We start from the raw sequence: 16,462 nt of genomic DNA on the forward strand, positions 1-16,462 counted from the left end.
ACTTACATTATGAATTAATTTTGAAAAATAATTTCTTTCGTCACCCATTTTCCGTTTGTCAATTGCGTGACAACAATTAAAAACTGATCGCTAGAATTGAGATCTTGCACTATAAATTCATTACTGTTTACATGATCATTTTCATAAAGTAACCTTCCTCTTAGGTCATAAACAATAACCATAACCATCGTTTCATCAAAAGAATTAATTTTTATTTGATGATTTTTCACAGAAACTATAACCGATTTCCCTTTTTTATCAAAAGATGGGTTTTCCAATGTCGGATCCAAACCAGTTACAGGAGGTATTTCTATCACGGGAGGTGTTACAACAACAGGCGGAACTACAACTACCGGTGGCGTTGAAACAATCGGTGGATCTACAACAACTGGAGGCATAACTACTACAGGAGGTTCGACTATCACCGGAGGCGTTACAACAATCGGTGGATCTACAACTACTGGAGGCGTTACAACAATAGGAGGATCTACAACTACAGGAGGAGTTACAACAATAGGAGGCGTAACAACAACTGGTGGATCTATAACAACAGGTGGCGTTACAGCAATAGGGGGATCAATCACTACAGGAGGCGTTACAACAACTGGTGGTTCTACCACTACTGGCGGCACAACTACTACAGGAGGATCAACTACCACTGGGGGTACTACAATAACCGGTGGCTCTACTACCACAGGAGGAGCTACTACCACAGGAGGAGCTACAACTACTGGAGGTTCAACCACTACTGGAGGAACGACTACAACCGGCGGTGTTACAACTGGAGTATTATCAGTATAACGCAACACAAAACGATTATCAAAAACTCCCGCAACAGTAGTGAATGAATAGGGTCCATCCTTCAAATTATGAATAACATTGTTCAATTTATCTTCAATAAAAACAGGCTGCGTGGCCAGAACTCCGTCTACTTTATCAATGCTTATCACAAAAGTTCCTTCTAATGTCGATTTATAACCCAACGGCACTTTGTCCGTTTTGTCAAATGGAACAGCACGTCCTTGTATAATATAATTGGCATTGTTATTAATACTGTAAAAATCAACGTATTTATAACTGGTGCTAGACGCCCCATCATAAGCATTATCGGCCCCATTAGTAGCACCTGTAGCATATCCTACCAGCAATTCTTTGAAAGCTCCTTCCGTATTGCTTAAACTCAACCAAACACGATGTTTCTCAATTGAAGTATTTTTTGATTTTGTTCCTTTAAAAAATTGAGCATTTTCTCCTGAAACGCCAACTCGCATACTATTTTTCAAGACAACAGATCCACCATCAACGCTTTTTACAAAGAAAGATTGACCGGCCGCTATATTACCTGATGGAATTACGATACCATTCCCGGTAGTCACCCCTCCTAAAATATTATAAGATGCATAATCCGCACCAGCATATTTTTGGTTCGTTATGTCGGTAGTGTGCGTCCACAATCGAATCGTTCCCTCAACTCTGGTATTTGTAACCGCGTTTTCAATTAAAAAATCATCAGCACTCATAGCCGACGGATAGGGATTCCCGATCAGGTTGCTATACCCAGTTGGATCAATTGGTAAGGTATATGCACCATTATTTGGAACTCCTTCAAACTGTACCGGTTGAATATAAGTTGTTGCCAGCGGATTTGGCCAGAATTGTGGCTTTGGAACCCGAATAATAAATCCTTTCCCTGGAGGATTCATCATGCTCGCCCCAGACATTTCAACTACCCATTTGTTCATTGAATAACTCATGTATTTATCCAATAATGTATTTGGAGACAAGGTAAACAAAACTTGATCTTCCACCGGTGATGACCAATAGGTATAATCGAAATTCTTCATCGGAGCAGTTTCTCGCTTGTAGATGATTTTTCCGGTATTTAAACCCCTTGTCTCATTTACTTGGATCAAACTTGCATTGTTCTCAAAGGTTAAACTACCTGTTGGATCAACGTGCAATCCGTTTTGAATTTTTAAAATAGCAGCTGCATTCTTACCCGGTAAATATGATGGATCTAAAACTGGAACTCCAACAACCACATTTGCTGCTGGGTCAATTTGGCATGAACAGGCATTTAATTGGGTTGTTATCTTGGCGTTACCTATAAAAACAACTTTTTTGGTGCTATCCGGCATACCATTAGACCAGGTAAGTCCGCCATCTGTGGTTATAGTAATAGGCACCGAAATAGTGGCTGTATTTGAATTAGCACTAGTTCCGCAACTGCCTACAGTACGTGCTCTGACATAATAGGTTACTCCTGGCATTAATCCGTTTACAGTAGCTGAAGGCGTAGCTGATGGTGCAACAGAAACATTTTGATATCCTGTTACAAAAGTCCCAAATGAAGAATCTAGAGAAAGATCAAATCGGTAATCGGTACTATTTAGAACCGCAGCCCAAGCTTCATTAGCAGAAGTATCCGTACAGCCCAAAACCACATTGTTTAGAACTGGAGCTATCGGAGTTGCGTTCACTGTCATTATTATAGTATTCGAAGTTGCCGGACTGCCTGTCAAACAAGGAGTCGCAGTCGATGTCATAACTACGGAAACTGCATCACCATTTGCCAAAGTGGATGTTGTATATGTAGCTGCTGTTTCCCCTGAAATTGGGGTGCCTCCTTTGTACCATTGGTACGTAGGGGCTCCTCCATTGATTGGACTGGCGGTAAAAGTTACTGAGGTCCCCGCACAAATTGTTGTTGCTGTTGAAGCTGCAATAGTCACACTTGCAGGCAAATTCGGATTTACTGTTACAGTTACCGCATTGCCATTTGTTGTACCGCAACCGTTAGTGGCATAATATCTAATCTTTTTACCATTGTCAGCAAAGGCAACCGTATAAGGCATTGTTTGATTTACAAATGATCCATTAGAAACTGCTGTTTCCAGTTGCCAGCCTGATGCCGTAACTGCTGAACCATTAACTATAACCACTGGTGCTGTTGGATTCAACGAACCACTTGAGCACAGTGCAGCTGGTGCTGAAATTGCAACAATTGTTGGCGATGCATTTACTGTAATAGTTCCTGTAGCGTTAACACCTCCACAACCGCCCATTAATGAAATGCTGTAATTAAATGTTCCTAATGCTGTTGGAGTTCCACTAATAGTAATAATATTTGATGCAAAAGATGCACTCACACCAGCTGGCAAATTTGTTGAACTCCCAATTCCTGTAAACCCACTCGTTACATGGGTTATTGGAGTTATTGCTGTATTGAAACAAACCGTTGGAGTTGATGACGCAGCTGAAACGCTTCCGCCATCAATTGTTAATAATTTTGATGTAGAAGATAAACAGCCAGTACCTACCGTATAAACTACGCTAACAACACCAGCCAATGTTCCTGTAACAACCCCAGCACTCGTAATAGTTGCTGCTCCAGATTGATTAAAAATAGACCAAGTACCATTTGAAGGATTACTTCCGCTGTTTGTAAATGTAGTGCTCGCTCCAACACAAATCGATGCTGCTCCAGAAATTGTTCCTGGATTAGAAGAATTATTACCCTTTTCTACAAAGGTAACTACATTAGAATACCCCCCAAACCCACAACTGGTTTTTGATTTTACTCTATAATAATAAGTTCCTCCACGAGCTAAACCAGTTATATTATATGCACTAACGTTCCCCACATCTAAATTTTGATAACCGCTTACATAATTTGTAAATGCATTATCTATTGCAACATCTAAATAATACCCATCTACACTAGCGTTGTTCCATTGAGCCATCCAATCATTACAATTAGCATATCCTGTATTGGCTGTAGGTGTGGGTATGGATAAGGTTGTAAAACTACCTACAGCCGAATTATCACTCAAACCGCAAGATTCTAGGCGTCTAACTCTAAAATAATAAACCGTATTTGGTGTCAATCCAGATAAAGTTAAATTGTTTACGTTTCCGACATCTTTATTACTATAAGCTGAGACCATAGTTCCAACAGAAAATGTATTACTGGTTGCCACGTCCAAATAAAACTTTGTAGCAGAACCATCCCATCTTGCTATATAACTACACCAGCTAGCATTATCTCCTCTAATATTTGTTGGAGTAGCTATTGTCAATGTCGTAAAAGTTCCTGTGGAAGAATTATTACTTAAACAAGAAGAAACAAATGCCCTAACTCTAAAGTAATATGTAGTATTTGAAGTTAATCCAGTTAATGTTACATTATTTACATTACCCACATCTTTATTATCGTAAGCCGAAACAATAGTCCCCACATCGAATGTACTGGTCGTCGACACATCTAAATAAAACTTTGTAGCAGACCCACTCCAACTTACAACATAACCATTACAACTTGGACTCCATCCACCTAAGCTAGTTGGCGCAGCAGGTAATGGGGTTGGCGTAACTTTAACAACATTTGAATTTGAAGATGAACAACCTGACACAGTCACAATACGTCTGTAATAAGTCGTTGTTGTTAATGCTGATGATGTATAATTATTTCCTGTTGCCCCTGAAATATTACTAAATCCTGTTGAAGAAGAAGTTGTACTAGATTGCCATTGATAAGAATAGCCCGTACCCGCATTCCCTGTAAGAGTTGCTGTACTGCCGGAACAAATCGTCTGAGAAGCTGAAATAGTATTGACAGAACAACCATAATTACATCCATTCCCACTGGTACAATCATCTCCAGTTCCAAAAACTGTACCGCCACCCGTAACTGTTCCTGTTGTAGACAAACTTCCTGAACCAGTAATTGTAGAACCATTACCAACTGTAACATTCCCATCTACGCTTACCGCTCCGTCAAACTTAACATTATTACTATTATTGCTGTTATTCAACAAACCATACACTATCATTGACGCTCCTGAATTTACAGTAACTTTAGAACCGTTTTGAAAATCTACCACCTGTGTAGATGCAGAATTACCAATTGATCCAACAGTTAAAACTGCAGGAGAATTAACAATAAGTTCACCATTATTTTTGACAGAGATACTCGCAACATTAACATTCGAATTAATTATAATAATTCCCGAAATAGAAGTCGAAGGAACTCCAGAAGGGGACCAGTTTGAAGCCGTATTCCAATCTGTACCGGGACCTACAAAAGTTTGGCCATTAGTATATAATGTAAAAAATAATAAAAATGAAAAAAGGATTTTCCTAAGTAATATTCTAGTCATATAGGGGGTGGTATTTAGAATCTAATTTATTTTTGCTAATGAACCTGATTTCAATCAGTTGGTATTGCCATTAGTGGATTGCATACATTTGTATAAAGGCATGCAGAAATTTTTGCAAATATAAAACTAAAAACCACTCATTTAGTGACATATAGCATCTTTATCAGCTAAACAAATGTTAAATATGAAATTTGTAAGATTTTGTTTTTAAAAATTAATAACCCCATTCTGAATATTCAGAATGGGGTTATTAATAAAGTAATACTATGAAATTAATTTTGGAAAATAATTTCTTTCGTCACCCATTTTCCGTTTGTCAATTGCGTGACAACAATTAAAAACTGATCGCTAGAATTGAGATCTTGCACTATAAATTCATTACTGTTTACATGATCATTTTCATAAAGTAACCTTCCTCTAAGGTCATAAACAATAACCATAACCATCGTTTCATCAAAAGAATTAATTTTTATTTGATGATTTTTCACAGAAACTATAACCGATTTCCCTTTTTTATCAAAAGATGGGTTTTCCAATGTCGGATCCAAACCAGTTACAGGAGGTATTTCTATCACGGGAGGTGTTACAACAACAGGCGGATCTACAACAACTGGCGGTGTTACAACTACAGGAGGAGTTACAACAATAGGAGGATCTACAACTACCGGAGGCGTTACAACAACTGGTGGATCAATCACTACAGGTGGCGTTACAACAACTGGTGGCTCTACCACTACTGGCGGCACAACTACTACAGGAGGATCAACTACCACTGGGGGTACTACAATAACCGGTGGCTCTACTACCACAGGAGGAGCTACAACTACTGGAGGTTCAACCACTACTGGAGGAACGACTACAACCGGCGGTGTTACAACTGGAGTATTATCAGTATAACGCAACACAAAACGATTATCAAAAACTCCCGCAACAGTAGTGAATGAATAGGGTCCATCCTTTAAATTATGAATGACATTGTTCAATTTATCTTCAATAAAAACAGGCTGCGTGGCCAGAACTCCGTCTACTTTATCAATGCTTATCACAAAAGTTCCTTCTAATGTCGATTTATAACCCAATGGCACTTTGTCCGTTTTGTCAAATGGAACAGCACGTCCTTGTATAATATAATTGGCATTGTTATTAATACTGTAAAAATCAACGTATTTATAACTGCTACTAGCCGCTCCATCATAAGCATTATCAACCCCATTGGTAGCACCTGTAGCATATCCTACCAGCAATTCTTTGAAAGCTCCTTCCGTATTGCTTAAACTCAACCAAACGCGATGCTTCTCAATTGAAGTCTTCTTTGATTTTGTTCCTTTAAAAAATTGAGAATTATCTCCTGAATGAATAGCTACTCGCATACTATTGTTAAAAACTACGGGGCCGGGTCCAGCACTTTTTACAAAAAAAGATTGGCCTGCCGCTATATTACCGGAAGGTTGTTCACCACCGGTAACCGCCGCCGTGCCCCCTGTCAAATTATAAGAGGCATAATCCGCACCAGCATATTTTTGGTTCGCTATACTCGAACTATGCGTCCATAAACGAATGGTTCCCTCTAGCCTAGTATTATTTACACTATTTTCCATTAAAAAGTCATCGGCACTCATAACCGACGGATATGGATTCCCGATTAGATTACTATACCCATTTGGATCAATTGGCAAAGTGTAAGTACCATTATTTGGAACTCCTTCAAATTTCACTTTTTGTACATAAGTAGTTCCTGTCCAATATTCTCCGTTTGGAAACAAAATATCGGGCTTTGGAACACGTATAATAAATCCTTTCCCTGGAGGATTCATCATGCTCGCCCCAGACATTTCAACTACCCATTTGTTCATCGAATAACTCATGTACTTATCCAATAATGTATTTGGAGACAAGGTATATAAAACTTGATCTTCTACCGGTGATGACCAATAGGTATAATCGAAATTCTTCATCGGTGTGGTTTCGCGTTTGTAAATGATTTTTCCAGTATTTAAACCTGTTGTCTCGTTTACTTGAATCAAACTTGCATTGTTCTCAAAGGTTAAGCTTCCCGCAGGATCTACTTTCAATCCGTTTTCAATTTTTAAAATAGCATTTGCATTCTTACCCGGTAAATAAGATGGATCTAAAAATGGAACTCCAACAACCACATTGGCTGCTGGGTCAATTTGGCATGAACAAGCATTTAATTGGGTTGTTATCTTGGCGTTACCTATAAAAATAACTTTTTTGGTACTATCCGGCATACCATTAGACCAAGTAAGTCCGCCATCTGTGGTTATAGTAATAGGCACCGAAATAGTGGCTGTATTTGAATTCGCACTAGTGCCACAACTACTTACAGTACGTACTCTGGCATAATAGGTTACCCCAGGTGTCAATCCGTTTACAGTAACTGATGGCGTAGCTGATGGTGCAACAGATAAATTTTGATACCCTGCGACAAAAGTCCCAAACAAAGGATCTAAAGAAAGATCAAATCGGTAACCGGTAGCGTTTGGAACCGCAGCCCAAGCTTCATTAGCAGAAGTATCCGTACAGCCCAAAACGACATTGTTTAGAACTGGAGCTATCGGTGTTGCATTGACTGTCATTGCTACAACATTTGAACTTGCCGGACTACCCGTTAAACAAGGAGTCGCAGTCGATGTCATAACTACTGAAATGGCATCGCCATTTGCCAATGTTGTAGTAGTATAAGTAACAGCCGTTTCACCTGAAATTGGAGAAGCACCATTGTACCACTGGTATGTTGGGGTTCCACCATTGGTCGGTGTAGCCGTAAAAGTTACCGAAGTACCTGAGCAAATTGTTGTTGATGTTGAAGCTGCAATGGATACGCTGGCGATTAAGTTTGGGTTGACTATGATTGATTGTTGTGAAAAAACTGTACCACCACAACCTCCTGTAACGGTATAAATGATATTACAAGTTCCTGCTCCAACTGCAGTAACAACTCCTGTTGAGGCTACAACTGTTGCTACTGACGTATTACTACTAGTCCATCCGCCTGTTCCGCCTCCTAAGACTTGACCAGCTACTGTATATGTAGTTGTTCCGCCAATACATTGTGGGCTTGTTCCCGCTGTAACCGTTCCTGCACTTGCAGTAGAGGTAACTGTATAAGGCTGCGAAGCTGTTGGTGTTCCGCCACAACCTCCTGTAACGGTATAGATGATATTACAAGTTCCTGCTCCAACTGCAGTAACAACTCCTGTTGAGGCTACAACTGTTGCTACTGACGTATTACTACTAGTCCATCCGCCTGTTCCGCCTCCTAAGACTTGACCAGCTACTGTATATGTAGTTGTTCCGCCAATACATTGTGGGCTTGTTCCCGCTGTAACCGTTCCTGCACTTGCAGTAGGGGTAACTGTATAAGGTTGCGAAGCTGTTGGTGTTCCGCCACAACCTCCTGTAACGGTATAGATGATATTACAAGTTCCAGACCCAACTGCAGTAACAACTCCTGTTGAGGCTACAACTGTTGCTACTGACGTATTACTACTAGTCCATCCGCCTGTTCCGCCTCCTAAGACTTCACCTGCTACTGTATATGTTGTTGTTCCGCCAATACATTGTGGGCTTGTTCCCGCTGTAACCGTTCCTGCACTAGCAGTAGGGGTAACTGTATAAGGTTGCGAAGCTGTTGGTGTTCCGCCACAACCTCCTGTAACGGTATAGATGATATTACAAGTTCCAGACCCAACTGCAGTAACAACTCCTGTTGAGGCTACAACTGTTGCTACTGACGTATTACTACTAGTCCATCCGCCTGTTCCGCCTCCCAAGACTTGGCCAGCTACTGTATATGTTGTTGTTCCGCCAATACATTGTGGGCTTGTTCCCGCTGTAACCGTTCCTGCACTTGCAGTAGGGGTAACTGTATAAGGTTGCGAAGCTGTTGGTGTTCCGCCACAACCTCCTGTAACGGTATAGATGATATTACAAGTTCCTGCTCCAACTGCAGTAACAACTCCTGTTGAGGCTACAACTGTTGCTACTGACGTATTACTACTAGTCCATCCGCCTGTTCCGCCTCCTAAGACTTGACCAGCTACTGTATATGTAGTTGTTCCGCCAATACATTGTGGGCTTGTTCCCGCTGTAACCGTTCCTGCACTTGCAGTAGGGGTAACTGTATAAGGCTGCGAAGCTGTTGGTGTTCCGCCACAACCTCCTGTAACGGTATAAATGATATTACAAGTTCCTGCTCCAACTGCAGTAACAACTCCTGTTGAGGCTACAACTGTTGCTACTGACGTATTACTACTAGTCCATCCGCCGGTTCCGCCTCCTAAGACTTGACCAGCTACTGTATATGTAGTTGTTCCGCCAATACATTGTGGGCTTGTTCCTGCCGTAACGGTTCCTGCACTTGCAGTAGCCGTAACGGTATAAGGTTTTGATGCTGTCGGTGTGCCTCCGCAACCACCAGTCACCGTATAAATGATATTGCATGTTCCAGCTCCTACAGCCGTAACAACTCCTGTTGACGCTATAACGGTTGCAACGGATGTGTCACTGCTTGTCCATCCGCCTGTTCCGCCTCCTAAGACTTGACCAGCTACTGTATATGTTGTTGTTCCGCCAATACATTGTGGGCTTGTTCCCGCTGTAACCGTTCCTGCACTAGCAGTAGGGGTAACTGTATAAGGTTGCGAAGCTGTTGGTGTTCCGCCACAACCTCCTGTAACGGTATAGATGATATTACAAGTTCCAGCCCCAACTGCAGTAACAACTCCTGTTGAGGCTACAACTGTTGCTACTGACGTATTACTACTAGTCCATCCGCCTGTTCCGCCTCCTAAGACTTGACCAGCTACTGTATATGTTGTTGTTCCGCCAATACATTGTGGGCTTGTTCCCGCTGTAACCGTTCCTGCACTAGCAGTAGGGGTAACTGTATAAGGTTGCGAAGCTGTTGGTGTTCCGCCACAACCTCCTGTAACGGTATAGATGATATTACAAGTTCCAGACCCAACTGCAGTAACAACTCCTGTTGAGCCTACAACTGTTGCTACTGACGTATTACTACTAGTCCATCCGCCTGTTCCGCCTCCTAAGACTTGACCTGCTACTGTATATGTTGTTGTTCCGCCAATACACTGTGGACTTGTTCCTGCCGTAACGGTTCCTGCACTACCGGTGGCTGTTACAGTTATAGTTCCAGTAGCATCAACTGATCCCGCACAACCTCCTGTTAATGGAATTGTATAATTAAAAGTACCCGATACTGTAGGTGTACCACTAATAGTAATTGTATTCGCTGCCCAAGCAGCTGTTACTCCAGTAGGCAATCCTGTTGGCGTTCCTATTCCTGTGGCATTAATAGTAGTATGTGTAATACTCGGCATTAAAGTACTGATACATACAGTTGGTGTAGATGATGCGATACTTGCCACTTTACCAATGGTTAATGCAAACGTTTTGCTGGCACTCATACAACCTGTACTTGTTTTTACAGTAATTGTACCTGTATAAGTTCCTGCAGGAGTATTCCAAGGAATATCCAACGTTATTGTTCCGTTTGTGCTGCTAGGCAAATTGTTGTTCAAAATATTAATTAAATAACCCGTTGGATTCCAAGTTATGCTATAGGTAGTAGGAGTTCCACTGGCAGTGTAAGGCAAACTTGCTGTTAAGGTCCCTATACAAATTGGAGAAGGATTAGTAGGGGTAACAATTACAGTATTTGAAGAAAAAGTAATAGCCTTACCACTACTGCAAGGACCAGATCCGCAAACATTTTTATAATGTGCATAATACGTTCCTGTTGCCGGAGGATTATAAGTAACCCCTGTACCTACTACTGCGCTTGCACATGAACCCGAAAACCATTCTACATAAGTACCCGGAGTTGCTGATGCAGGAACAGACAATGTAGTACCAGAACACAAACTTGTAATTGTTGGAGCTGTAGATGGAGCAGCTACAACTGGAACTACAACTATAGTCGCATCCGTATAAATTCCGGAGGTTACTGTTCTTCTATAATAAGTAGTAGTAGAAAGTGTAACAGATGGGGTATAATCTTCAGCAGTACTTGTACCTGTAACAGTTGTATAACCCGACACTGCTGAGGTGGTAGATTGTTCCCATAAATAAGTGTATGTACCATTACCCCCCGTTGGTGTAGAACCATCTATAAGACCAGGGTTAGTTCCCGAACAAATAGGTAAGGCATAAGTAGCAACAATACTATACGATTTTATTGTTCCCGAACAAGGATCTCCAAAAGCAGTATTAAAAGAAGCACCACCCCCTGGTATTGTAGCGGTAGTATTTCCTAATAACCCCGTAGTTACCGAACGGCTATTTATTGCGTGACAACCTCCAATAGTAAAATTAGGCGCTGTTCCGCCTGGAGTTCCGTAGCTTGCAAATTTAGTGTTTATAAAAACATAGCCATCAGGAGCAGTAAGTGTCAAAGGACCATCGTTTTCTCCAACCGAAGCAAACAAACTAGCCGTAGAACTGGCAAATGAGGCATAATTATTATCAATTAAAGAAGCAACATTGATTATACCCGCAGTAGCTATAAAATAAGTGTCATTTTTATTTGCAGCTGCCGATGATGTTGAGCCCCAAGAACCTGAAAGCGGTCCTGTTCCATAGAGCATAAGTACTTTTGCTGCATGCGTAGTAAATGTTCCCAAATTAGCCTTAACAGGTGAAACTATGGACCAAGTGTCGCTTACAGTCGTAACCGCTCCAAAGGTTTTGGTTCCACTGCCCGAAAGGATAAGATTATTATATGTTATTGCTGCCGAACCTAAGTTTTGAGCTGCCCCATTAAACTCAACAGTACCTGTATCAGCTGAAAAAGTTCCGCCAGTACTAACAGCACCCGCTATCTTTAATGTACTAGAGCCACCATATAATGCCCCTTGAGTTAACGCCCATGCTCCAGTGAATGTATGCGTTAAGCCAACACCTAGGCTTAATCGACCTCCTCCACCGTTTATTGATAAGCTACCTCCATTTACGTTTCCTGTAAATGTAGCTAAACCCCCTGTAGTTTTAGTCATAGAAACAGCTCCTGTCGTCGTAAAACCTGCAATGCTTTGTGCATTTACACCAGATATTGTAACACCTCCTGTTGTTCCAGTTATTGTTCCAGAACCACTATTTATAAGGTCTCCATTTAATGTCAATAAAAAAGTTGACATTCCTAAATTCGTATTATTATTAAGAGTCAACGCTCCATTAGTTACTGTAGCAGCTCCTAGTGTTTTAGTTCCTGAATTTGACAGTATAAGATTATCATAAGTTGTTCCAATTATAGTTTGAGTACCCGCACCATTATAATTTACAGTATTTCCAGAGGCAGTAGCTGTAAGCGTTGTAATTGTTGGTACAGTCAAATCACTTATATTAAATACACTTGTAGCTGCTGCGTTATTAAAAGCGGTAATAGTTCCTGAATTAGTAAGATTTACAGTTCCTCCAGCATTATTCGTAATTCCCGCAATTGCTCCTGAACCACCTAGATTAAGCGTACCTGTATTGGTGAAATTTGCTAAGACTGTACTAATTGCTCCATTTCCACTTACAGTTATTGTTCCTGCATTTGTAAGAGTAGTAATTGAAGATGCTGTAGTTGCTCCACTTAAAGTAATCACCCCAGAGGAACTATTAGTAAAAGTACTTGCTCCTGCTAGCGTAGTTGAAACATTAAGTGTCCCATTATTAGTAGTCGCACCACTTATTGTTAAACTTGGTATAGTTATAGAATTAGAGCCACTAATTATTTTTCCAGAACCACTAAAAGTATGAACACCCGTATTAGCAGTATAAGTACCATCATTTTGCAAGTTTCCTGCATGATTTATTGAAGCAACTCCAGTTTCATTCCAAACACCACCAGAATTAATAGTTACATCCCCATTAAAAGTTTTAGTACCTGTACCTCCGAGATTAAGCGTTCCACTAATAGAAGTTGTTCCTATTCCAAGTGTAAAATTCCCAGCTGTTGTAAGTGTAGCACTAGTTACTGTAAGAGTTCCAGTTATCGCTCTGTTTGCTGCTAAAGTAAATGTCTTTGTTCCAGAACCAGAAATCATTAAATGACCAGGATAATTAATATCATTTACTGTTTGATTACCTGCTGCATAATACTCAATTATCCCTGATGCTGGCTGGGTAATTGCACCCGAATAATTACTTGCCCAAGTTGAACCACCAACTCTCAAAGTCCCAGCTGTAAATGTACGTGTTGTAGCCGTTAGTAAGAAAGTACTTGGGTCAAAGGTTCCCGTAGTAAGAGTAAACACACTTGAAGTTGAACCTACAATAGTTATATTACTACCAAGGGTTACTGTACCACTTGATTTATTTACGATAAGAGCTCCATTAGTACCTGCCGTATTAATAACACCTGATAAAGTTTGCCCCCCAGTTCCATTCATTGTTAATGAAATTGAATTAACACTTGTACCATTGAAAGTCCAGTCACCTCCAACAATGAATTCTCTTGCTGTACCTCCAGAGCTAATCGTTCCTCCTCCACTAACATTTCCCGTTACAGTAAGTTCAATACCACCAAGGTTATTAAGAGTAAGTGTTGATCCAGAAGCAATATTAACCGAAGCGCAAGCCGAAACAACATTTACGGTAACATTAAACCCACCTTCAACGTTAACAACATCTCCAGCCACAGGAAAAATTCCTGCTCCAACGGCTGCACCACCACTTGAAAGTGACCAAGTGGTATTAGAATTCCAATTACCAGTAGCTCTTGAATAATAAGTCGCTGCATTCGCAAACGAAACCGTAAACAACAAAACCATCGAAAACACCAAAGCCTTCAATGAAACAGTATTTTTATATACTGCATTATCCGATAAAGCATTTTGGTTATTACCCTGCAAAAAAGACAGAACTATTTGCTTAAGTTTATTAAAAAGTGGGCAAAAAACAGCAGTAAATAAAAGTAAAATTCTATTCATAGTATTTGGGGGTATTTGGGGCATAATACATTTCTTCAAAAAGAGGCCATCCTTTATATATTTTTAATAACGAATGTAGCACTTTTTTAGACGATATTTTTGCATATCAAAGCCAAAACACGTATTTGTACGCGGTAAAATTAAGCATTAAAAATTAGCGGTAAAAAAAGTTGCCGATAAAACTGAAAATATTTAGTTAAAACGCTGTTATTTAACGCTTTTGTAGGTTTTAATCTTACAGTTTTTTTAAGTAAAACTATATTAAATTGAAATAGTTTTAAAAAACAAATAAAGTAAGAATAGTACAACATAAAAAAGCTGCTCGAATAGTACTATTCGAGCAGCTTAAAAATAAAATAATTTTAATTCACTTATTCTTTATAAAACAATCTTTTTAGTAATTCTATTTTTATTAGCCAATTCAGTTACAACAATTAAAAATTGATCACTGGAATTCAATTCTTGTATGATAAACTCATTATCGTTGATATGGCCATTTTCATAAAGCATTCTTCCTTTCAAGTCATAAACCACAACCGTAGACATAGTCTCATTCAAGGAGTTTATTTTAATTTGATGATCGCGTACTGATACTACAACTGATTTTTCTTTTCTATCTAATAATGGATTCTTTGAAGTCGAATCCAAAACAATCACCGGAGGTGCTGCAATTACTGGACGTTGTACAACAACCTCTGGTGCTACAATAACTGGTGAATCAACCACTACTGAAGGTTCAGCAACAATTGGCTCTGTTAAAACAACTACTGGTTCTACAACTACTGGTTCTACAACTACAGGAAGTTCAACAACAACTGGAGACTCAACAACAACCTCTGATGCTACATTAACTGGTGAATCAACTACTACTGTAGACTCAACTGCAATTGGCTCAGCTACAGAAACTACTGGTTCTACAACTACAGGAAGTTCAACTACAACTGGAGATTCAACAACAACCTCTGGTGCTACAATAACTGGTGCATCAACTACTACTGTAGACTCAACTGCAATTGGCTCTGCTACAGCAACAACTGGCTCTACAACTAAAGGAAGTTCAACTACAACTGGAGATTCAACAACAACCTCTGGTGCTACAATAACTGATGAATCAACCACTACTGAAGGCTCGGCAACTATTGGCTCTGTTACAGCAACAACCGGAGACTCAACAACAACCTCTAGTGCTACATTAACTGATGAATCAACCACTACTGAAGGCTCGGCAACTATTGGCTCTGTTACAGCAACAACCGGAGACTCAACAACAACCTCTGGTGCTACATTAACTGGTGAACCAACTACTACTGTAGACTCAACTGCAATTGGCTCAGCTACAGAAACTACTGGTTCTACAACTACAGGAAGTTCAACTACAACTGGAGACTCAACAACAATTGGAAGCTCAGCAACAATAGGAGGTATTACTACCTCAACTGGTTCAACAACTATAGGCGAATCAACCACAACTGGAGGCTCAGTAACAATCGGTGGTGTTACAACAACGGGTGACTCAACTACTGCAGGAGGCATGATAACAGGAGGGTCGACTGTGACTACTGGCAGATCCACTATAACAGGAGGTACTACAACAACAGGTGGCTCAAGCACAACCGGCGGCATTACCGGAGCATCATCTGTATATCGCAACACAAAACGATTATTGAAAACACCTATACCAGTGGTAAATGAAAAAGATCCGTTCTTTAAATTATGTATAATATGAGTCACTTTATCTTCTACAAAAACATTTTGAGTCGCAAAAAGACCATCCACTTTAGCAATGCTTATCTCAAAAGTTCCCTCGATAGCCGTTTTATAACCTAATGGCACTTTATCTGTTTCATTAAATGGCAAGGCACGTCCTTGAATCACATAATTCTGATTATCAATTCTACTATAAAAATCAATATATTTATTACTGTCTATACTCAAACCATCATATGCAGTATCAACACCATTAGTTGCTCCTGTAATGTATCCAACTAATACCTGCTTGAAAGCTCCTTCATCATTTGTTAAATTCAACCAAACGCGATGTCTCTCTATGGCAACAGCATTTGATTTTGTTTCTTTAAAAAAAGAGCCCTCGGCACCGAAATTCCTTGGAAGTGAAATATAACCCCCATGTAGCACTTTAGAATCATCACTACTAGCTGATTTTCCAAATGACATTAACGAAATCAAAAAGAATCCGATAAATAAAAGTAGAGTTTTTTTCATTTTATTATGTTTTATATGTTATTCAATAGTGATGTATCTAATAGAAAATAGGGAGCTTTTTGTTGCGCTTTAATAAACGTTCAAACCTTTATGATCTGCTGACCTTGTCGATTATTAATCTCTTGC

The 16,462-nt window shown here is 39.9% G+C and carries 3 protein-coding genes; all 3 read right to left on the reverse strand.

Annotated elements, in window-relative coordinates:
* Positions 1–14: 14 nt before the first annotated feature.
* The 3 genes from C8C85_RS07100 to C8C85_RS07110 all read right to left on the reverse strand — a co-directional run bounded on the left by C8C85_RS07100 (position 15) and on the right by C8C85_RS07110 (position 16,336).
* On the reverse strand, positions 15–5,159 hold the full coding sequence (locus C8C85_RS07100; protein WP_116796447.1) for a T9SS sorting signal type C domain-containing protein: 5,145 nt from the start codon (positions 5,157–5,159) through the stop codon (positions 15–17).
* Positions 5,160–5,431: 272 nt separating this feature from the next.
* Positions 5,432–14,113, reverse strand: a complete 8,682-nt coding sequence (locus C8C85_RS07105; protein WP_116796448.1) for a T9SS sorting signal type C domain-containing protein — start codon at positions 14,111–14,113, stop codon at positions 5,432–5,434.
* A gap of 378 nt (positions 14,114–14,491) precedes the next feature.
* Positions 14,492–16,336 carry a T9SS sorting signal type C domain-containing protein gene (locus C8C85_RS07110; RefSeq protein ID WP_116796449.1) on the reverse strand — a complete coding sequence of 615 codons (1,845 nt, stop codon included), beginning with the start codon at positions 16,334–16,336 and terminating at the stop codon, positions 14,492–14,494.
* Between the last annotated feature and the right edge of the window lie 126 nt (positions 16,337–16,462).

Source organism: Flavobacterium sp. 103 (genome assembly GCF_003096795.1).
Lineage (GTDB): Bacteria > Bacteroidota > Bacteroidia > Flavobacteriales > Flavobacteriaceae > Flavobacterium.